This is a genomic window from Pauljensenia sp. UMB3104 (genome assembly GCF_030217285.1).
Lineage (GTDB): Bacteria > Actinomycetota > Actinomycetes > Actinomycetales > Actinomycetaceae > Pauljensenia.
The window spans coordinates 12,939-32,714 of record NZ_JASONN010000002.1 but is presented as its reverse complement, the minus strand read 5'-3'; the positions used below and the strand labels follow the sequence as shown (position 1 = coordinate 32,714).

Annotated in this window: 18 protein-coding genes; 6 read left to right on the top strand and 12 right to left on the bottom strand. The window is 66.1% G+C overall.

The annotated features are described in order from the left end of the window. Window positions 1–29 precede the first annotated feature (29 nt). Window positions 30–917: a carbohydrate kinase family protein gene (locus tag QP415_RS01400; protein ID WP_285098149.1), complete on the bottom strand. Its 888-nt coding sequence runs from the start codon at window positions 915–917 to the stop codon at window positions 30–32. Window positions 918–994: 77 nt separating this feature from the next. Between QP415_RS01400 and QP415_RS01395 the strand changes: the two genes are divergently transcribed. After that, window positions 995–2,368, top strand: a complete 1,374-nt coding sequence (locus QP415_RS01395) for a 6-phospho-beta-glucosidase (RefSeq protein ID WP_285098147.1) — start codon at window positions 995–997, stop codon at window positions 2,366–2,368. Between the two features lie 100 nt (window positions 2,369–2,468). Here QP415_RS01395 and QP415_RS01390 read toward each other — a convergent pair whose 3' ends face one another. The 9 genes from QP415_RS01390 to QP415_RS01350 form a co-directional block, all read right to left on the bottom strand. Beyond that, the gene (locus tag QP415_RS01390; RefSeq protein WP_285098146.1) at window positions 2,469–3,164 is read right to left on the bottom strand and encodes a PIG-L deacetylase family protein; all 696 of its coding nucleotides are present in this window, start codon (window positions 3,162–3,164) and stop codon (window positions 2,469–2,471) included. Window positions 3,165–3,232: 68 nt separating this feature from the next. Continuing rightward, entirely contained in the window at window positions 3,233–4,555 is a 1,323-nt protein-coding gene (locus QP415_RS01385) for an ABC transporter substrate-binding protein (RefSeq protein ID WP_285098145.1), read from the bottom strand. 30 nt (window positions 4,556–4,585) lie between these two features. Then, window positions 4,586–5,431, bottom strand: a complete 846-nt coding sequence (locus QP415_RS01380; protein ID WP_285098143.1) for a carbohydrate ABC transporter permease — start codon at window positions 5,429–5,431, stop codon at window positions 4,586–4,588. Next, a complete protein-coding gene (locus QP415_RS01375; protein ID WP_285098141.1) occupies window positions 5,418–6,296 on the bottom strand; it encodes a carbohydrate ABC transporter permease in 879 nt (292 codons plus the stop codon). Before QP415_RS01375 ends, QP415_RS01380 begins: the two co-directional genes overlap by 14 nt. 182 nt (window positions 6,297–6,478) lie before the next feature. After that, the gene (gene panD, locus QP415_RS01370) at window positions 6,479–6,913 is read right to left on the bottom strand and encodes an aspartate 1-decarboxylase (protein WP_285098140.1); all 435 of its coding nucleotides are present in this window, start codon (window positions 6,911–6,913) and stop codon (window positions 6,479–6,481) included. Next, window positions 6,910–7,866 (bottom strand): pantoate--beta-alanine ligase, encoded by a 957-nt coding sequence (gene panC / locus QP415_RS01365; RefSeq protein ID WP_285098138.1) that lies wholly within the window; start codon window positions 7,864–7,866, stop codon window positions 6,910–6,912. The genes panD and panC overlap by 4 nt, the downstream gene beginning before the upstream one ends. A 132-nt stretch (window positions 7,867–7,998) precedes the next feature. After that, window positions 7,999–8,886 carry a Rossmann-like and DUF2520 domain-containing protein gene (locus QP415_RS01360; protein WP_285098136.1) on the bottom strand — a complete coding sequence of 296 codons (888 nt, stop codon included), beginning with the start codon at window positions 8,884–8,886 and terminating at the stop codon, window positions 7,999–8,001. Window positions 8,887–8,911: 25 nt separating this feature from the next. Continuing rightward, window positions 8,912–10,471 (bottom strand): PH domain-containing protein, encoded by a 1,560-nt coding sequence (locus QP415_RS01355; RefSeq protein WP_285098134.1) that lies wholly within the window; start codon window positions 10,469–10,471, stop codon window positions 8,912–8,914. Then, window positions 10,468–10,968 (bottom strand): PH domain-containing protein, encoded by a 501-nt coding sequence (locus QP415_RS01350; protein WP_016460400.1) that lies wholly within the window; start codon window positions 10,966–10,968, stop codon window positions 10,468–10,470. The genes QP415_RS01355 and QP415_RS01350 overlap by 4 nt, the downstream gene beginning before the upstream one ends. A gap of 146 nt (window positions 10,969–11,114) precedes the next feature. Here QP415_RS01350 and QP415_RS01345 point away from each other — a divergent pair, with 146 nt between their 5' ends. From QP415_RS01345 to QP415_RS01330, 4 genes are all read left to right on the top strand, one after another. Continuing rightward, window positions 11,115–11,819 (top strand): response regulator transcription factor, encoded by a 705-nt coding sequence (locus QP415_RS01345; RefSeq protein ID WP_016460401.1) that lies wholly within the window; start codon window positions 11,115–11,117, stop codon window positions 11,817–11,819. Window position 11,820: 1 nt separating this feature from the next. Then, window positions 11,821–13,287 carry a sensor histidine kinase gene (locus tag QP415_RS01340; RefSeq protein ID WP_285098131.1) on the top strand — a complete coding sequence of 489 codons (1,467 nt, stop codon included), beginning with the start codon at window positions 11,821–11,823 and terminating at the stop codon, window positions 13,285–13,287. Between the two features lie 176 nt (window positions 13,288–13,463). Continuing rightward, window positions 13,464–14,426, top strand: coding sequence for an HD domain-containing protein (locus QP415_RS01335; protein WP_285098130.1), 963 nt, complete (start codon window positions 13,464–13,466; stop codon window positions 14,424–14,426). Between the two features lie 720 nt (window positions 14,427–15,146). Next, window positions 15,147–15,440, top strand: a complete 294-nt coding sequence (locus QP415_RS01330; protein WP_285098128.1) for a WXG100 family type VII secretion target — start codon at window positions 15,147–15,149, stop codon at window positions 15,438–15,440. Window positions 15,441–15,575: 135 nt separating this feature from the next. On the opposite strand, the gene groL is transcribed toward QP415_RS01330, so the two are convergent. Then, window positions 15,576–17,204 (bottom strand): chaperonin GroEL, encoded by a 1,629-nt coding sequence (gene groL, locus QP415_RS01325; RefSeq protein ID WP_016460405.1) that lies wholly within the window; start codon window positions 17,202–17,204, stop codon window positions 15,576–15,578. A gap of 1,156 nt (window positions 17,205–18,360) precedes the next feature. Further along, complete coding sequence (locus QP415_RS01320) at window positions 18,361–18,900, bottom strand: LytR C-terminal domain-containing protein (RefSeq protein ID WP_048675059.1); 540 nt, start codon at window positions 18,898–18,900, stop codon at window positions 18,361–18,363. Between the two features lie 134 nt (window positions 18,901–19,034). Here QP415_RS01320 and QP415_RS01315 point away from each other — a divergent pair, with 134 nt between their 5' ends. Beyond that, window positions 19,035–19,745: a uracil-DNA glycosylase gene (locus QP415_RS01315; protein WP_285098127.1), complete on the top strand. Its 711-nt coding sequence runs from the start codon at window positions 19,035–19,037 to the stop codon at window positions 19,743–19,745. The last annotated feature ends 31 nt before the right edge of the window (window positions 19,746–19,776 follow it).

Sequence of the window (19,776 nt, the reverse complement as noted above, 5' to 3'; positions counted from 1 at the left end):
GTGACGAGGCAGGGGCCCGGTTGGGCTCCTCACGCACCCGGGAGGTCGGCTGCGTAGGGTGCCGAGGAGGATCCGCCGATCCCCTGCGTGGAGTGTGCGGCGGCCGCACAGGCGAGGGCGAGCGCCTCGGGCCACGGCATGCGGCGAGCTCGGCGCGCCCAGGCCAGCGCCGCCGAGAAGACGTCCCCCGCGCCCGTCGTATCCACCGCGTTCACGTCCGGTGCAGGAACGCGCAGGATCTGGCCGTCGACGCACGCAATCACGCCGTTCTTGCCGCAGGTGACCACGCAGTCGCACCCAAACGACGCGAACCACCGGGCGGCATCCTCCACGCTCTGCGTGCGCGCGTAGGCGAGCGCCTCCTCCTCGTTGGGCGTGCACACGTCCGCCAGGCGCAAGGCCTCCAGGTCCGCCTTGTCCCAGGCCCCGGCCTCGTCCCAGGCCGTATCCGCCAGCACCCATGTCCCGCGCTCGCGCCAGGAGGACACGACCTCGCTGTTCGCACTGATTCCCCGCACGTCCGCGAGCAGGCACCCCGGCGCGTCGCCTCCCAAGCGTGGCAGCGCGGTCGTCCCGCGCGTCGTCATCGCCCGGTCGCCGTCGAAGGACAGGGAGACGGTGACGTTTTGATCGCCCACGCGCTCGCACGAGGAGGTGTCCACGCCCTCGCGCGCGAGCATCTCATCGACGAACACACCCATCTGATCGACGCCCACGCGGCTGTGCAGGCGTACCGGCGTACCCAGGCGAGCCAGCGCAATCGCCTGGTTCGCCGCGCCTCCCGCGCACATGAGCGCTCCCTCCACCCAGGCCTCGCGCCCGGGGATCGGAGGACCGTCGAGGGGGCCCATGACAACGTCAAGGAAGGTCGGACCGTACACCGCGAACTGAGATGCGGCGGGTTCGTTCAGATTCACGCGAGTCTCCTAGACGTGAGGGCGACTACAATATCTCACTGAGCCACCACTATACGTATCCAGAGAGGATGCCCGCCATGCAGCTCACCATCGTCGGAGGAGGGGGCTTCCGGGTCCCCGCGATGATCGATGTCCTGGCCCACTCACGGTCGGGTCAGGGAGCCTACGCATCCCTCGACGTCGACCGTGTCGTCCTCTACGACACCGATGCGCGCAGGCTCGACGCGATGATGGCGGTGTTGGCCTCACTGGACTTCCCTCACTCCCCCGCCGTGCGCGCAACGACGTCCATCGACGAGGCGCTTCCCGGCGCGGATTTCGTCTTCTCCGCGATGCGCGTGGGCGGCACCTGCGGAAGGGTCCTCGACGAGCACTGCGGCCTCGATCATGGGCTACTCGGGCAGGAGACCGTCGGCGTGGGCGGCTATTGCTACGCGTTCCGCTCGCTCGGACCGGCACTCGAGCTGGCACGTGCCGCCAAGCGCCTGTGCCCGGGCGCCTGGCTCATCAACTTCACGAACCCGGCCGGGATCATCACCCAGGCGATGCGTTCCGTGCTCGGCGAGCGCGTCATCGGCATCTGCGACACCCCCATCGGCCTCGTCAACCGCACGCTGAACGCCCTGGGCGTTGCCGAAGAGGAGCGCACCGACGTGTCCTTCGACTACGTGGGCCTCAACCACCTCGGCTGGCTGCGCTCGCTCTCAGTCGACGGCCGTGACATCCTCCCGCGCCTCTTCGCCGACGAGGCGGCCCTGGTATCCATGGAAGAATCCCGCGCCATCGGCACGGACTGGATTCGCGCGCTGGGCGCCCTGCCCAACGAGTACCTCTTCTACTACTACTGCCACCGCGAAGCCATGGCCCGCATCCACCAGGACCAAACCCGCGGCGAGTACCTGCATGATCAGCAGGACGCCTTCTACAACGCCGTCCTCTCCCACCCCGAGCAGGCGGGACGGACGTGGATCGATGCACTCGCCGACCGGGAGGCTACCTACATGGCCGAGGCCCGCGAGGTGGACGATCGCTCCGGCAGGCGCGAGGAGGACATCGCAGGCGGCGGCTACCAGAAGGTCGCGCTCGACCTCATGAACGCGCTCGCCACGGGCACCCCGGCACGCATGATCCTCAACGTCGCAAATGGCGACGGCGGTTTCCTCTCGATTCCGACGCTGCGCGACACGGATGTCGTCGAGGTTCCCTGCGACGTCGACGCCTCCGGCGTGCATCCGATTCCGGTGGCACCACTGGAGGGTGCCGCTCTCGGCCTCGTCCAATCCGTGAAGGCCTGCGAAAACCTCGTCATCGACGCCGCCCGCGAGCGCGACCGCAGCCTCGCGTGGCAGGCGTTGGCTCTGCATCCCCTGGTTGACTCGGTCAACGTCGCGCGCGACGTGCTCGATCAGGCGATCCGCGCGAACCCGCTGGTGGCGGCGGCCTTCGACTGAGGGGCGCCGTCCTCCCCGCGCGTTCATCGACGCGCTGTGCCCCGGCCTCGTGCGCACGAGGCCGGGGCACGGTCGCGAGACAACGCCGGGTGACGCGCTGTCAGCCGCGCGTGTCCCAGCGGAAGAACTCTTCCGCCCCCGCGTAGCCGTGGGGGCGTCCGGCGTCGCTGGTGCCCTGGCGGATCCAGGTTTCCATCCGATCGAGGTCATCGAATTGGGTAACGTGCTCGCGCACCGCGCGCACCTTGGCCTCGATGTCCGCCTGGTCCAGCTCGACGACGTGATTCGTCGAGGGTCCGCCCTGGAACCACACATCCTGCACGACGTGGGGCTCCAGGCCCGCATCGAGTAGCTCGGGGAACGCAAAGGGGTTGCGCGCCGCGGGGTAGACGGCATCCGTGACGGCGGCGCCCACAGCCCGGTGGTCCGGATGGTTCGCGTAGATGGAGGACCAGTTGTATTCGGGCGAGAGGGTGAGGATCAGAGTCGGCTGCACCCGACGGATGAGGGCAACGATGTCGCGCACGAGGTCTCGGGTCGGGGTCACCATGCCGTCGTGGTAGCCGTCGAAGAACACGAGTTCCGCAACGCCCAGGCGCTCGCACGCGCGGCGCTGCTCGTCGCGTCGCAGCTCGCCCATCTGCTGATGCAGATCCTGGTCGGAGCCTCCCGCGTCGCCGTCCGTGACGACGGCGACGACGACCCGCGAGCCCTCGCGCGCAAATCGCGCGAGCGTCCCGCCCGCATCCACGTCCGCATCATCGGGATGGGCGTAAATGCCCAGCACGGTATCCATTCGTGTACTCCTTATTGAGGCGCCGGCGAGAACGTGTCCCGCCGGCGCCTGTCGCAAGTCTGTGACGACTACTGATCAATCGCCGCGTTTGCGGCATCCTGGGCGGCCTGGACGCCCTCATGCACGCCGGTGCGTCCCAGGAATACCTCCTTGAGCACGCCGTTGTACGCGTCCATTGCCGCGCCCAGCTTTGCGCCGAAGGGGGCCATGATCGTACCCGACGGGGTCTTGGCCATCACCGAGGTGTCGATGCCCTTCTCCGACCAGTAGTTGGTCCACGTCGCCTGGGCCTTTTCGTTCGCGGGGAAGCCAGCACCGGTCGAACCCAGGGCGGCGCCACCCTGCTCGCTGGCCAGCCACGCCAAGAGCTTGTGCTGGGCCTCGGGGTTCGCGCTCGTGGTCGAACCGGCGGCGACGACGGAGTTACCGACCGTCACGGCACCGGCAGGGCCCTTCGGCTGGGGAGCAAGGCCCCACTCGAAGGACGCGCCCTCGGACACGTTCGCCAGGTTGTAGGAACCGGACTGGAAGAGCGCGATCTTGCCCTGCAGGAACTGGTCACGGCTGAAGTCGCCGTTGTCGTTCGTGTCGGCGGCCGACGGGGCCACGTGCTCCTTGTTGATCAGGTCGACCAGGTAGCCAACCGCGGCATCACCCTCGGGGCTCGCGAACGTGAAGTGACCACTCGCATCCTGCAAAGTGCCACCCGCGGACCCCAGGTACGGGATGAACATGGCCTGGCCATCCAGCGCGGCGTTGTAGCCGTACTGAACGATGTGCTCCGCGTCGAAGGCCGGGTCAGTAGCGTTACGACCAGACGAATCCAGCGTCAGCTTGCGGGTGATCTCCCGCAGTGAGTCGGTCGAGGCGTTCGGATCCCAGGACAGGTTCTGCAGGTCCTCGACGCTCACTCCGGCCGCGTCCAGGAGGGACTTGTTGTAGTACACCGCGATCGACGGGTCGGTGAGGACCGGGACGCCGTAGAGATGTCCGTCAACCGTGTACTGATCGATGGCGCCCTGAAGCCAGCCGTCGCGCTCGGAGGCGGGGAACTCCTCGTCAATGTTGACGATCTTGCCACCGCGCGCGTACTCCGTGTAGTTGTTCGTGTTGGACCAGAACACGTCCGGTCCGGCGCCCGCGGCGAGCTCAGAACGCAGGCCCGTGAAGTAGTCGGACCACGGGACCACCTCGACGTTGACCGTGATCCCCGTTTCCTGGGTGAACGCGGGCAGCGCAGCCTCGTACGCCTGGGCAGCCTGGTCATCCCACAGACGCAGGGTCAGGGACGCACCCGACTCGCTCGACGTACTGCCACCCTGCGAACAGGCGGCCATCAGCATCGACGCGGCACCAATCAGAGCGGTAGCGGTAATAAAACGCCTTTTCATGAAGGCCTCCTGTTGTGATGGGTTGTGTTGTTACTTGATGCCCGTCAAGGCAATAGATTCAACGATGTGTCGTTGAAAGATGATGAACAGAGCGATCAGGGGCACGAGCGCGATGGTCGTCGCCGCCATGACGTACGTCCAATTCGCGTTGTACTGGCTCTGCAGGGCGGCCGTGGCGACCGTGAGGACTCGGGGACGGGTGGCGGCGATGATCCGCGGCCACAGGAAGGAGTTCCACTGACTCACGACCGTGATGAGAACCAGGGTCGAGATAATCGGCTTCGAGATGGGAACGACGATGGAGAAGAGGATACGCACCTGGCCAGCGCCGTCCATCGTCGCCGCATCAATGATCTCCTGGGGGATCTGACGGAACGACTGACGTAGCAGGAACACCGCGTAGGGCGAGGCGAACACGAAGGGCAAGACGATGCCCCAGAAGGTGTTGTTGAGCCCCATCTTGGCCATCATGAGGTACAGCGGGATAACGAGGACCGACGCCGGGATCATCATGGTGCCCAAGAAGAGCCAGAAGATCACCTCGCGTCCCGGGAACTCGATGCGCGCGAACGCGTAGGCGGCCAGGACGGAGGACACTAGCTGCCCCACGACCATCACCACCACGACGAGAAGGGTCGTGATGATCGCGTCGCCGAAGTTCACTCGGCCCGTCAGGATCGCCTGGAACGAGGCCAGGGAGGGCGGCGACGGCAGCGCGAAAGGTGAGTGCGAGGCGAAGTCCTGCGGAGACTTGAAGGCCGTAACGAAGCTAAAGAGCAGCGGGACCACCATGATGAAAGCAGCCAGCGACAGCCCTACGTAGATCCCCAGGGTCGACCACCAGGGACGACGCGAGTGCGACTTAGACGAGCTCATACGTGGTCCTCTTCCGGAAGTACAGGTTCTGGGCCAGCGTCAAGCCCATGAGGAGCAGCATCATGACGCACGCCATGACGGCAGCGCGACCCACGTTTCCGGTCTCGAACGCCTCCTTGTAGATCAGGTAGGCGAGCACCTCGGTGGAGCCGGACGGACCGCCCTTGGTGAGCGCGTAAATCTGATCGAAAACGTTGAACACCGAGATCACCGAGGTGACCGACACGAAGAAGAACGTCGGGCGCAGGAGGGGCATCTTGATGTGCCAGAACACCTGCGACGAGGAGGCCCCGTCCACGGTCGCGGCCTCGGTGAGCTCACGCGGGATCGCGAGCAATCCGGCGATGAAGAAGAGCGCCGTGTATCCCACGTTCGACCACACGACGACGAAAGCAGCCGCGGGCAGGGCCCACGTGGGCGAGACCAGGATCTCAAGTCGTGTTCCCGCGAGCGCGGAGAGGAGACCACCTGTGGGGGCGAAGATCCACGACCACACGACGCCGAGGGCCAGCGGTGGCGCGATCCAAGGGATGACGATGAGCGTGCGATAGAAAACGGTTCCGCGCACTCCCTTGGTCAACAGGTTCGCCAGAAAGAGTCCAAGGATGATCTGGATGGGAACGACGAGGAGGACGAAGAGAATCGTCGTGCGCAGCGACGACAGGAACGCCGGGTCGCTCAGCACGTTCGTGACGTTCGCCAGACCCACGTATCGCGTGTCCCCGATGAGGTCCCAGCGGTACAGGCTCACCCACATGATGACGCCGATGGGCACGACCATGAAGATGAGGACGCCGATCAGGGCGGGCGACAGGAACGCGTATCCGATGAGTGCGTGACGCGTGCGCGACGGCCGCTTACTCATGCCCCACCTTCCTTTCGTTCGGTTCTTCGAGGATAGGTGTGACGAGCACGGCAGCGCCGGGGGAAGACAAGGTATGGACAATTGTGAACGGCACTCGTCATCAAACGAGCAAAGGTGCACGAAACGAGGCAAAACAAGGGAGCGCCCACTCGAATAAGTGGACGCTCCTGCCGGCCTGTCAATCAGACGCCGGAGCTCTTCAACCCCAGCTCGCGGGCCCGCTCGGAGTCTTCGGGGACACTTCCCGCGTGGTCGCCGGCGCTGACGATCCTGTTGGAGCCGTCGACGAAGACGACAGACGGCTTCACCTGACGCACGAGCGATTCGGGGACCTGGGCGTAGGCCATGATGATGACGAGGTCGCCGACGGTCACCTTGTGGGCGGCCGCCCCGTTGAGCTGGATCGTGCCGCTGCCGCGCTCGCCCGCGATCGTGTAGGTCGAGAGGCGCTCACCGTTGTTGACGTCGACGATATCGACCTTCTGTCCGGGAACGATGTTCGCAGCGTCCAGCAGATCCTCGTCCACCGTGATCGAGCCGACGTAGTGCAGGTCGGCGCCGGTGACGACGGCGCGATGGATCTTGCCGATCGCCATCTCGCGGGTTATTTCCATCATGCGAGGTCTCCCGCACGCTCAGCAACGAGGCCGGCGTGTTCGGTGGAGGCACCGCGCAGCGGCACCTCCATGTTGTCGATGAGGCGCGTCGTGCCCACCTTGGCGGCGATGAGGATGCGTCCCTCGCGCGAGCCGTCGGACAGGATCGTGGGGGCCGCAGCCCCCTCGCCAACGGGCACGGACTCGGTGCCGGCGAGGATCTCGAAAGTCCCCGCATCCACGAGCGCGATGTAGTCCAGGTCAATACCACCCTCGGCGTCGATGACCGAGCGGCACTCGGACACGATGTCCGCAGGCTGCGCCCCGGCCTCGGCGGCCTCGGCACCGCGACGAAGCGCGCGAGACAGTGCACGGGCGCGGATGCGTTCCTCATCGCTCAGGTACTGGTTGCGGCTGGACAGGGCGACGCCGTCCTCCGCGCGCACGATCGGCACGGGGTGGACGCGCACGGGGATGTCCAGCTGGGAGAAAACGGTGCGCAGGACGGCCAGCTGCTGAGCGTCCTTCTGCCCGTACAGCGCCACGTCGGGGCGCACGAGGTTGACGACCTTCGTGCACACGAGGGCGACGCCCGCGAAGTGCGTGGGGCGCGTCTTACCCTCGAGGACGCGCGCGATGGGACCCGGATCAATCGACACGGTCGCGGGCGTGGGGTACACGTCCTGCGGCGCGGGCGCCCACACGAGGTCCGCGCCCACCGTCTCGAGGGCGTCCATGTCTGCATCCAGGGTGCGCGGGTATGCGTCGTAGTCCTCACCGGGCGCGAATTGCGTCGGGTTGACGAAGATCGTGACGATCACGTGATCGGCCAGTTCGCGGGCTTCGCGCACGAGCTGCAGGTGCCCGGAGTGGAGGGCACCCATGGTCATCACAAGAGCCTTCGTGCCGGGCAGGCGCGACAGGGCGTCGGCCAGCTCGGCACGCGTGTGGGTGAGGACAGGGCGATGGGTCATGGTTCTATTCTTGCAACTTCGGCCCGCCGGTGCGCAATCGAGTCGCTTTCCTCACGCCTGAAATTTTCGCGACGAGGCCGGGGTTGCGCCGCTGCTCCATCGCGCGTTTCGGGGTCGGAGGGCGGGCAGTCGTCAGGCGTCCGGATCGAGCAGTGCGGCCTCGACGCTGGTCGCGGCGCGTTCGTCGAGGAGGCGCGCGTCGCGCAGCAGGCGGGTGAGGGCACGGGTCATGTCCGCGTAGGTGTCTCGCTCCCCCGCGAGCGCCTCGCGCGAGCCGAGGCATCGCGCGTGCGCGGCGATCGTTCCCGCGTCGGCGCGGGCGGCGGGTCCGGAGATGCCCGCAACCCCCTCGGTGAGGGCGCGGTCGAGGGCAGCCTCGAGGAGAGGGCGCACGTAGAGGGCGGGGTTCTCGATGCCCGCCTGCGCGAGAATGCGCGTCGTCTGCACGGTGATACCGGCGATGAAGTTGGCGCCGTGAGCGAGGCCGGCGTGGTAGAGGGGGCGGTCCTCCTCGGCGACGACGACGGGTTCGCCACCCATTTCGACGACGAGGGCCTGGGCGATCGGCAGGAAGGGGGCCGCCGCCGTCACCGCGAAGGGAGTACCCACGAGGCGCGCCACGTCGACGCTGGTACCCGTGAACGTCATCGCCGGGTGGATGGCCAGCGGGATCGCCCCAGCGTCCGCGGCGGCGCTCAGCAAACCGACGCCGGATGCACCGGACAGGTGGATGACAATGTGCCCGCTCTGCCAGGCCCCCAGGTCGGCCAGGCCGGACACGAGGGGGCCGATCTGGTCGTCGGGAACGGCCACGATGACCACCTCGGAGCGGCGCACGACCTCCTCGGGCGTGGCAATCGGAACGCCGGGGAGCATCGCGTCCGCGCGCTCACGGGAGGCCTCAGACGAGGCGGAAACGGCGACGATCTGGTGCCCGACCGCGCGCAGGGCGGAGCCGATGACGGGGCCGACGTGGCCCATGCCGATGATGCCGATTCCGAGGCGTCCGGGGGTGCTCATGGCTCCATTGTCGCCGATCGCCGCGCTACTTGTCGTCCTCCGCGCGCTGTGAGGTCGCCTCGACGATCGCGGTGACACGCGAGAGCCAGCGCTCGCTTCCCTCGGCCTCGCGACGAATTTTCGAGGCCCGCGACACCTGCTCCCACAGCTCCAGCGAGCGGCCCGCCTCGACGTGCTCGGCCATGGACGCGACCGGGCCCGGAACCAGCTCGGCACGCACGGAAGCGACGCCGCGCCACCGCTGAACGGGCCCCTGATGCAGCGAGACCGACTGGATGCGCGTCAGCGGGATGATCGAGAAACGCAGGTTGAAAAACCCGTCGCGGATCGCGAACACGGTGTCGGTCAAACCGAAGGCGCGGCGGCCGTACTCGAGCGGATCCAGGATCCTCGCGCTCGGCGGGATCGGAGTCATCCACTGGTCCTCGCGCGTACCGACGCGCAGCGCCTCAAGGAAGCCGTCAGGATCATCGACGCCCAGATCCGGGATCGCCATCGCAATCGCCTGCATGACCTCCGCGCGAGTGCCGACGGGAAGCAGCACATCCGAGGCCACATCGACCTTCATGCCCTTATTCTTCTCATCCTGCGTGTGCGCCGCGTTGCCGGCCTGCGTGATCTCCACGCGATACCAGCCAAACAGTCGCCAGATGAGCGGCTGGGTCACCTCGATGGCATGGATGCGCCCCGGCGGGATCGTCACGTGGCGACGAGCCGTCAGGCCGCGGTCGATGCGCACGCCGTCCGCGGCGATCGCCGCGGTGAAGCCGAACTCCCGATCGAAACGCGCCCAGACGCCCGCCAGGAGACTGAACGCGCCCGCCAAGATGCCCAGGAAGCTCATGATCGACGTGACACCGACAACTCCAATGAGGAATCCGTTCAAACCGATCAGGAAGACGCCGAAGAACAGGGCGACCACGTTGTCGATGCTCGCCAGCATGGACACCAGGAGCGTGACGAAGCCGACCTTGAAAACGGGGCGCTCCGGGGCCTCCAGCGGTGTCTTTGTCGTCGCCGCGCGGGCCGAGGCACCGGCGAGGTCGGCGGGATCCACGACCTCGTCGATCGCACCCGAAGCGAGCGCGAGGAGAAGCGCACGCAGCTCCTCCAACTGGGCGGCAGGCAGCAGGCCCAGTTTGATATTCGAGTCGGCCCCTCCAGCAACCTCGATGTCCAGATATCCGAGGCCAAGGATGCGCCCCACGAGCGAATACGACACGTTGATCGTCTGAATGCGCGTCAGCCGCGCGTGACGCTGCGTGCGCGTGAGGATCCCCGCGCGGTACCAGATCGCCGTGTTGCTCACCGCGTAGCGGGTCTTCCTCCACGACAGGTAGCAGTACGCGCCCGCGAGCGCGAGAACGATGCCCGCCGCAATCAGAAGGCCCAGGAAAATGCCCGTGGTTGCGAGCCACGGCGGCGTCTCGCCGCCCAGCATGCGTCCGATTGCGGACGCGTTGCTCAGGGACACCACGCCAACAACACCGGCAATGCTGCCCACAACCCGAGGAACGTAGGTGAGGGGATGAAGCGGCTTCCAGTCCTCGGGGGCGATGCCGCCCACGGAGAGGTCCGTGCTCATAGGCCCATCAGCTCCGCCGAGCCGCGCTCCGCCAGGACATCACGCAGACGCGCCGCGTCCGCGACCGGCACGCCGCCCAGCGTCGCGTCGGTCTTCGCGCTCGCGGTCGAGAGCTTGATCGTCGAGATGCCGAGCAGGCGCAGGACGGGCCCCTGATAGATGTCGACGTACTGGATGCGGCCGTAGGGCACGAGGGTCATCGAGCGCTTGAGAACGCCGCGGCGGATGACGAAGTCCGTCTCGGCCAGGGCGTAGCGCAGGGCTCGCACCTGAGCGGGCACGAGCCACAGGCACACCAGTGCGATGGCGGCGGGCACGAGCATGAGCCACCACAGCGCCGGAATATCGACGATGAGGACGAGCGCGGAGATCAGGCCACACAGGGCGCCGCAGGCCGCGAGGGCGTTACCGAGGCGCAGGGTCGCGAGTTTGGCGGATACGTGCTGAAATTCGACGCCCTCGGGCGAGAGGACGTCCACTGAGCTGCGGGATGACATGCTTCAATTCTTGCACATCTTTTCCGCGCCTTTTCTCGTCCTTTGCTCCCGCGTGGCCGCCCGAAGTGGCGAAGCAAACAAAAGCAGTGCCCACACTCCCACCTACCTCACAGGAAACATTCAGACACATAGGCGACACTGGTCGCATGAGCACCCCGGGAACTGAAGCAAAACTCCTCGTCGTCGACGACGAACCCAACATCCGCGACCTCCTCGCCTCCTCGCTGCGTTTTGCCGGCTTCGACGTCGTCACCGCCGAGGACGGCAGCGGCGCATTCCACGAAGCCCAGGCCTCGCGCCCCGACCTCATCGTCCTCGACGTCATGCTCCCCGACATGGACGGCTTCACCGTCACCCGGCGCCTGCGCGACGCCGGCATCACGATCCCCGTCCTCTTCCTCACCGCGCGCGACGACATGCGCGACAAGATCCAGGGCCTGACCGTCGGCGGCGACGACTACGTCACCAAGCCCTTCGGCCTCGAAGAGGTCGTCGCCCGCATCCGCGCCATCCTGCGCCGCACCATGGGCTCCGAAGAAGACGACGCACTCCTGCGCGTCGGAGACCTCGTCATCGACGAGGACGCCCACGAAGTCACGCGCGCGGGCGTGCCCATCGACCTGTCCCCCACCGAATTCAAGCTCCTGCGCTACCTCGTCATCAACGCCGGACGCGTCGTCTCCAAGATGCAGATCCTCGACCACGTCTGGGAATACGACTGGGACGGCGAAGTCGCCATCGTCGAGTCCTACATCTCCTACCTGCGACGCAAGCTCGCCGTCGAAGGATCCTCCGGCGAACTGATCCATACCAAGCGCGGAGTCGGCTACATCCTGCGCGCTGAGGACTGACGTGCGCCCCGGCCTCGCTCAACGGATCGAAGCGTGGTGGGATTCCAAACCCCTCTCCTCCCAGCTCGTCACGCTCATCACCTCCCTGCTCGCCGTCGGACTCTCACTGTCCGGAACAGTCATGATCGGCCTGTTGCAGCGCCACCTCACCTCCCAAATCGACGACCAGCTCATCGCAACCGCCCACACGCTGCAGATCTCCGCCTCCACAGCCACCTTCTCCGCCGACGGCCAAGGCGGCATCCCCACCCTCTACTACATCCACATCCGCAACACCGACGGGACCGACCGCTACTTCTACTCAGAAGACACCCTCAAAGTCTCGGGCAAACCCAACCTTCCCGACCTCGTCGACACCTCCTCGGCCCCCATCTCCTCGTTCCGCACCCTGCCCATCACCGTCTCCTCCTCGAAGATGGGCCTCGGGTGGCGTGCCCTCGTCGTCCCCGTGTACGAGCAGGACTCCGGGCAGTTCTCCGGATACATGACCATCGCCCTGCCCCTGTCGGACATGCAGCACACGCTGCGCACGACAGCCTCCTACTTCGCGGTTGCCGGCTCAATCATCGTCCTCATCGGAGGCTGGACCGGGCGCGTCCTCGTGCGCCGCGCCCTCCTCCCCCTGCGCTCCATCGAGTCCACCGCCGGCAAAATCGCCGCCGGAGACCTCACGAAGCGAGTCACCCCCCACCCCGTCACCACGGAAGTCGGCTCCCTCGCCCTCTCACTCAACACCATGCTCACCCAAGTCGAGCAATCCTTCGAGGCGCGCCAAGCCTCGGAACAAAAAATCAAGCGCTTCGTCTCCGACGCCTCCCACGAGCTACGCACGCCCCTGGCCGCCATCTCCGGATACTGCGAGCTCTACGCCATGGGCGGCGTGCCCGCCGAACGCACCGACGAAGTCATGGGCCGCATCGCCTCCGAATCATCGCGCATGGCCACCCTCGTCGAAGACCTCCTCACCCTCGCCCGCCTCGACGAAGGTCGTCCCCTCGACATCACCGACATCGACCTCGTCAAACTCGCCGACAACGCGGTCTTCGACCTTCAAGCACTCGACCCCACGCGCACGGTCGGACTCACCGGCATCAGCGGACGCACACCCCCCATGACCCTCATCATCCCCGGCGACCGCGACCGCATCTCCCAGGTCTTCACTAACCTCATCGGCAACATCGTCCGCTACACGCCCGAAGGCTCCCCCGTCGAAATCGCCCTCGGACGCAGCGGCGACACCGCCATCGTCGAGCTCCGCGACCACGGCCCCGGCATCGACGAAACTGACCGCGGGCGCGTCTTCGAACGCTTCTACCGCGCCGACAGCTCACGCAACCGAAAATCCGGCGGATCCGGCCTCGGCCTCGCCATCGTCTCCGGGATCCTCGCAGCTCACAGGGGCAACGCATCGCTCAGCAAGACGAAAGGCGGTGGACTCACCGTCCGCATCGAGCTCCCCACGACGTGAACGACATAACGAGCAGAACTCGCGCTCTCGACTTTTCCGCTCAATTGTGGCCATTTCCGCCCTGACAGTTCATGCGAAACGATCGGGATTTTCCCCGATTTTTTACCAACGAACGTGACCTTCGCTCAAAAGCGCACTAGCATGGCTCGGGTATTCCTCAGCAAGGAGAGTGGCCCATGGGTGCTCAAGCACCTCAGTGGCTGCTGACGTCTTTCGTTGACGCCATGCAGCAAATCGGCGCAACCGCGACCGACACAGACCTCGAACATGAGGGCACGGACCTCATGCAGCGGTGGAGCGCGCCTAACCGGCAGTTGCACAACCTGCGTCGGCTCATGAACACGCTCACCCATATCGATGAAATCTCGTCGTCCGCGCACGACCCCGACATCCTGCGCGTCGCTGCGTGGTACCACGGCGCCTTCCTCAACAAGGCGCTCGAGATCAAGCTCGGTGGATTCCAGGCGAACTTCGCCTCCACCCGATGCATCGATCACGCGCACAACCGCCTCACCAACCTCGGCGTTCCCGAGGAGGTCGTCGCACGCATCGACGAGCTGATCGCGTTCCTCACGCGCCACCGCGCGCCCCGCACCGACTTCGACGCGCAGGTGCTCGTCGACGCGGACCTGGCGTGTCTGGCCTGCAGCCCGCAGGACTACAAGAAGCTCCGCACATCCCTGCGCGCCGAACTCAGCGAGCTCGACGACCTGCAGTTCACCAAGGCCCGCATGGCGCTCGTCAAGAAGCTCCTGAGCTACGAGACGATCTACCAGTCCCCCCTCGGCTCCGCGTGGGAAGACACCGCCCGCGCAAACCTCGAGGTCGAGCTGACCCGCCTCGAGCGAGAGAAGGCCCAGCTGTGCCAGGCCGCCCAGGCCGAGGACACGGACGACACCGAGGAGGCGGACGACACCGACGAAGTCGTGGAGGACTCCACGACGACGACCGGCACGTTGATCATCAAGCGCCGCTCGATCAAGAAGCGCATCCCCGTCGCTTCCGCGGACGACGAGGCAACGTCCACCGGAGTCCTGCCTCGCAAGATCGAGGAAAACACGGATTCCGACGAGGACGTGGAAACCACCTCCTCCCTCGAATCCGCCGTCGAATCCCTGGACCTTCCGACCGCCGACTGACGAGGCCGCGGCTGGCACCTGCTTGTCAGGCCATCCGACGCGTCGACCAATGGAGCCGTCCTCCCCACTCGGGGGGCGGCTCCATCACTTTGCTCTGCACGTTCAGGCTGCTCGGTGCGCCCATGGGCGGCGGGCCGCTATGCAGTGCCGTAGGGCCTGCCTCGCCGGACCTGCCCCCTGTGCGCGTCGGCGGGCCTACCTCGCCGAACCTGCCCGCTGTGCGTGCCGGTGGGCGGCGGCCCGCCCGCGAGATCGCCACACGCGAGCTGCGCTCGGAGTGGTCGATCTCGAGGCCCGCCCTGGCCCTGCCACCACCCACCGGCACCGCCGCCACCGGCACCGCGACCAGGCCCCCTCACCCAGCCATCACGCACGCCATTGCTTCACCCACCCCCAATTTCGCATGCAATTCCCCCGCGACTATTTCAAACCTTGAATTCATAACGTTGGAATTGCAACGTTTCCAGACTTTGTTGAAACTTCACCCAATCGAATTGCATGCGACTTTTCTGGGGGCAAGCCCCACCATCCGCCGGCACCGCAGCCAAGCCCTCGGCAACTCACCCATCAGCAGCGTAGGTATACATCGGAGCCATCCACAGGCACTTTTCCCATCAGGCAGTTATCCACAGGGTTTCATTTCTGCCTGGATCACGCGCTGTCACGCGCGTAGCGTCGATGTCGACGGACCCACCCGGGGTCCCACAAAGGAGTGACATCATGACCGCATACGCCGTCGACGCCGAACAGATTTCCGCCGCAGCCGCCCAGGCTTGCGCAACCGCATCCACCATCCGTAGCGAAGTCGATACGATGATGGCCCAACTTTTAGCACTGCAGGACTCGTGGACCGGCGGCGCTCAGGTGAACTTCCAGGCATCCATCACCCAGTGGCAAGCCGTCCAAGCGCAGACGCACGACGCCCTTGACAGCATCTCCACGCAACTACAGGCGGCCGCCGCGACCTACTCCGATGCAGAGGCCCACTCCGCCGCGCTCTTCGCTGGAGCCTAACCCGCCCACTCGGAGCAGCAATTCCGGCCAGGGCTCCTACGCCTCGTGCCAATGCCTCGGGCTGGTAGACAGACGCCTGGGGGCGGGACCCTGACGAGTCCCGCCCCCAGGCGGATCAGCTTAACGCCGAGCGGCTCAGTACATGCCGCCCATGCCAGCAGCCGCATCGTCGCCACCCGCGGCCGGAGCCTCGGGCTTGTCGGCAACGACGGCCTCGGTCGTCAGGAACATGCCTGCGATCGACGCGGCGTTCTGCAGCGCGGAACGGGTGACCTTGACCGGGTCGGAGATGCCCGCGGCCATGAGGTCGGTGTACTCGCCGGTCGCAGCGTTCAGGCCGTGGCCGGGCTCCATGTGAGCAACGCGGTCGGCGACCACGCCACCCTCGACGCCCGCGTTCTCAGCGATCTGCTTGAGCGGAGCGGAGATGGCCAGGCGCACGATGTTCACGCCGGTCGCCTCGTCGCCGGTGAGAGCATCGAGCTTGGGCAGCGCCACGGTGGCAGCCTGGATCAGGGCGACGCCGCCGCCGGCGACCAGGCCCTCTTCGGAAGCCGCGCGAGCGTTACGAACGGCGTCCTCGATGCGGTGCTTGCGCTCCTTGAGCTCAACCTCGGTGGCCGCGCCGGACTTGATGACGGCGACGCCGCCAGCCAGCTTGGCGAGGCGCTCCTGCAGCTTCTCGCGGTCGTAGTCGGAGTCGGTGTTCTCGATCTCCTGGCGGATCTGGCGCACGCGGGCATCCAGCATGTCCTTGTCGCCAGCACCCTCGACGATGGTGGTCTCATCCTTGGAGACGACGATCTTGCGGGCGCGGCCCAGCAGCTCGAGGTCAGCGTTCTCGAGGGAGAGGCCGACGGTCTCAGAGATGACCTGGCCGCCCGTCAGGATGGCCATGTCCTGCAGCATCGCCTTGCGGCGCTCACCGAAGCCGGGGGCCTTGACGGCCACGGACTTGAAGGTGCCGCGGATCTTGTTGACGACCAGCGTGGCGAGGGCTTCACCCTCGACATCCTCGGCGATGATCGCGAGGGGCTTGCCGGTCTGCATGACCTTCTCCAGGACGGGGACGATGTCCTTGACGTTGGAGATCTTGGAGTCCATGAGGAGGACGTAGGCGTCCTCGAGGACGGCTTCCTGGCGCTCCTGGTCGGTCACGAAGTAGGCCGACAGGTAGCCCTTGTCGAAACGCATACCCTCGGTGGTCTCCAGGGTGGTGTCGAAGGAGTTGGTCTCCTCGACGGTCACGACGCCCTCGGCGCCGACCTTCTCGAAGGCCTCGGCAATGAGCTTGCCGATGGCGGGATCGTTGGCGGAGATGGAGGCCGTGGCAGCGATCTGCTCGGTGGTCTCGACGGGCTTGGCGTCGGCGTGCAGCTGGGCGACGATGGCCTCGACGGCCTGGTCGATGCCGCGCTTGAGGGCGATCGGGTTAGAGCCGGCGGCAACGTTACGCAGGCCCTCGTGGACCAGCGCCTGTGCCAGAACGGTCGCGGTGGTCGTGCCGTCACCCGCGACGTCGTCGGTCTTCTTGGCAACTTCCTTCACCAGCTCGGCGCCGATGCGCTCGAACGGATCGTCCAGGTCGATTTCCTTGGCGACGGAAACGCCATCCTTGGTGATCGTGGGGGCGCCCCACTTCTTGTCGAGCACGACGTTGCGGCCCTTGGGGCCAAGCGTCACCTTGACGGTGTCGGCCAGCAGGTTGAGGCCGCTCTCCATGCCACGACGGGCATCTTCATCAAACTTGATGATCTTGCTCATTGAAAATGTGTCCTTCCGCGATGCGGATCGGGTTCGATGCCCGCGACGGACGGCCGCTTGTGTGAGACGACCTCATCGAACCGATGCTCTTATCACTCTCCATGTCGGAGTGCTAACTAAGATTTTGGCACTCACCACCCCAGAGTGCAAGGCGAGGTCACTGAGCTTGAGTCGGATGCGCTCAGGGCGTAACACACAAGGCAGAGGGTAAGCACGCATGGCACTCCCCATCGGGGCATGATCGAGGCGTCAGACTGAGGCAACACGTGGCCCTCTCTACATCCGTTCACGAGGTCTCACACAGACCGCGCGCGATGATATGGACGAGGTGACAACACGCCGCCGGCCCCCCATCGAATACGAGGAAGCTCGTCGAAGCCGATGCACGGAGCATGGATCTACTACCCGAGAGTTCCACGTCTCATGCGCGACGACCGTCGATGAATGTCCTCCAGTTGCCTGAGGAACCGGAATTCATCCCGCACGACCTCGCTGGACCATACCCGGTACAAAACTCTCCCAGCACACACCCCCGACGGACCCACCCGGTACAAAACTCTCCCAGCACACCCGGCTCGGCGACCCACCCGGTACAAAACTCTCCCAGCACGCCCCAAAACGCTGTTTTTGGCCCATTTTGCGCCAGCAGGGAGAGTTTTGTCCCGCTTCCCCCACCAACACGACGAGCGGGGCGAAAAAAGTCACGCACCAACACCCCACCTCACCCCAATCTCGCCCCAGTAATAAACCCCCCAAATTTCGCATGCAATTCGGTTGCCTGAACTTTCAACAAAGCCCAGAAATGTTGCAATTCCAACGATATGAATTCAAAGTTTGAAATACCCAAAAGGGAATTGCATGCGAAATTACCGTGCCGACAGGGCTGGTCGCGGTGCCAGGCCGCGGTGCTAGTGGGCGGCGGCGGAGCCAGGCCGCGGTGCCGGAGGGTCCGGAGGGCCAGGGCGGGCCTCGAGATCGACCACTCCGAGCCGCAGGCTCGCGTGTGGCGTTCTCGCGGGCGGCCGGGCCCGACGGCGCCCGGAACACCAGCGGCGCCACCAACACCGCCGGAACACCGGCGGCGCAACACACCACCGAGGCATAGCAAAGCCGCCCGACCCCACAGGGGCCGGGCGGCTCACCCAGTATCAGAGGATCATCGAAGAATCACGACAATATCGGGATTACCGAGACCGCTTTCCTGGCGCACGTTCGAGATACCGAGCTTCGAGGCGATGTCCTTGGCGGTGCCTTCCATCCGGGGATCCTCGTAGAAGACGGTAGACGTCTGAGTGGTCCAGCCGTCGGCGTTCGCGGCGCTGGTCCCCGCGTATCCGGCCTGGTTCAGGATCTGGGCCTGCTGGCTGGCGTACCCCTGAGTGCCGGTGCCGTTGAGGACCTGAATGACGGCGCCGTGGTCAGGCTCTGAGGTAGCCGCCGGGGAAGACGAGCTCGGGGAGGGCGTAGGCTCGGCAGAAGGGGTGGCATCGACTGTGGGCGCGGCGCTGGGGCTCGCGGACGCACTGGGCGTCGTCGCGGCAACGGTCGGCGTGGTCGTGGCCGGCGTCGTGGTCTGTTGGCGCGACAGGGCGGTCGCCGCTGCCCATCCGAGGGCCGGAACGATCACGAGGATGGCCAGGAAAGGCCACACGTTCTTCCACTTGGACGGCTTGGGGCGGTGCATGCCGACGGGCATATCTTCGCCGGCGCGGTCAAATTCATCCCTGGGGTACTGAGAACTCACGCGTTCAGACTATCGGATAAGAGGGAGTGGGGCGCAAGTGGCGCGCGGGGAATGTGGCGTGGCTTGTGCGGCATTAGGCTGATGCTATGAGTGAACACAATCCCCGTCCGCTGACTGAATTGATTGATCCGGGTTGGGCTCGGGCACTCGCCCCGGTGGAGGGGCGCGTCCACGAGTTGGGCGCGATGCTGGCGACCGAGGTCGAGGAGGGGCGCGGCTACCTGCCTGCCGGCACGGATGTGCTGCGCGCGTTTACATACCCGTTCGACAAGGTGAAGGTTCTGATTGTCGGGCAGGACCCGTATCCGACGCCGGGCCATGCGATGGGTTTGTCGTTTTCGGTGCGCCCGGGGGTGGCGCTCCCCAAGTCGCTGATCAACATTTTCCGCGAGCTGAGCGAGGATATGGGCGTGCCTGCTCCGACGTCGGGGGATCTAACCCCGTGGTGCGAGCAGGGCGTGTGTCTGCTGAACCGCGTGTTGACGGTGCGTCCGGGTGCGCCGGCGTCGCATCGAGGCCGGGGCTGGGAAGAGGTCACGCAGTGCGCGATTGATGCGCTGGTGTCCCGCACGAGGCCGGATGGCTCGCGTGCGCCTCTCGTGGCGATCCTGTGGGGTAAGGACGCGCAGTCGCTCACGCCACGCCTCGGCGAGACACCGATTATCGCGTCGGCGCACCCGTCGCCACTGTCGGCGTATCGCGGATTTTTCGGCTCGCGGCCGTTTTCGCGGGCGAATGAGCTGCTGGAAGCACAGGGGACGTCCGGCGTGGATTGGTCGCTGGGCGCTTCTCATTGACGAGGCCGGGGCACCTCGCCTGATCGGGCGA

Coding starts and splice junctions, on each gene's coding strand:
- QP415_RS01395 (WP_285098147.1), top strand. CDS start 995: ATGCAGCTCACCATCGTCGGAGGAGGGGGCTTCCGGGTCCCCGCGATG.
- QP415_RS01390 (WP_285098146.1), bottom strand. CDS start 3,164: ATGGATACCGTGCTGGGCATTTACGCCCATCCCGATGATGCGGACGTG.
- QP415_RS01385 (WP_285098145.1), bottom strand. CDS start 4,555: ATGAAAAGGCGTTTTATTACCGCTACCGCTCTGATTGGTGCCGCGTCG.
- QP415_RS01380 (WP_285098143.1), bottom strand. CDS start 5,431: ATGAGCTCGTCTAAGTCGCACTCGCGTCGTCCCTGGTGGTCGACCCTG.
- QP415_RS01375 (WP_285098141.1), bottom strand. CDS start 6,296: ATGAGTAAGCGGCCGTCGCGCACGCGTCACGCACTCATCGGATACGCG.
- panD (WP_285098140.1), bottom strand. CDS start 6,913: ATGATGGAAATAACCCGCGAGATGGCGATCGGCAAGATCCATCGCGCC.
- panC (WP_285098138.1), bottom strand. CDS start 7,866: ATGACCCATCGCCCTGTCCTCACCCACACGCGTGCCGAGCTGGCCGAC.
- QP415_RS01360 (WP_285098136.1), bottom strand. CDS start 8,886: ATGAGCACCCCCGGACGCCTCGGAATCGGCATCATCGGCATGGGCCAC.
- QP415_RS01355 (WP_285098134.1), bottom strand. CDS start 10,471: ATGAGCACGGACCTCTCCGTGGGCGGCATCGCCCCCGAGGACTGGAAG.
- QP415_RS01350 (WP_016460400.1), bottom strand. CDS start 10,968: ATGTCATCCCGCAGCTCAGTGGACGTCCTCTCGCCCGAGGGCGTCGAA.
- QP415_RS01345 (WP_016460401.1), top strand. CDS start 11,115: ATGAGCACCCCGGGAACTGAAGCAAAACTCCTCGTCGTCGACGACGAA.
- QP415_RS01335 (WP_285098130.1), top strand. CDS start 13,464: ATGGGTGCTCAAGCACCTCAGTGGCTGCTGACGTCTTTCGTTGACGCC.
- QP415_RS01330 (WP_285098128.1), top strand. CDS start 15,147: ATGACCGCATACGCCGTCGACGCCGAACAGATTTCCGCCGCAGCCGCC.
- groL (WP_016460405.1), bottom strand. CDS start 17,204: ATGAGCAAGATCATCAAGTTTGATGAAGATGCCCGTCGTGGCATGGAG.
- QP415_RS01320 (WP_048675059.1), bottom strand. CDS start 18,900: ATGCCCGTCGGCATGCACCGCCCCAAGCCGTCCAAGTGGAAGAACGTG.
- QP415_RS01315 (WP_285098127.1), top strand. CDS start 19,035: ATGAGTGAACACAATCCCCGTCCGCTGACTGAATTGATTGATCCGGGT.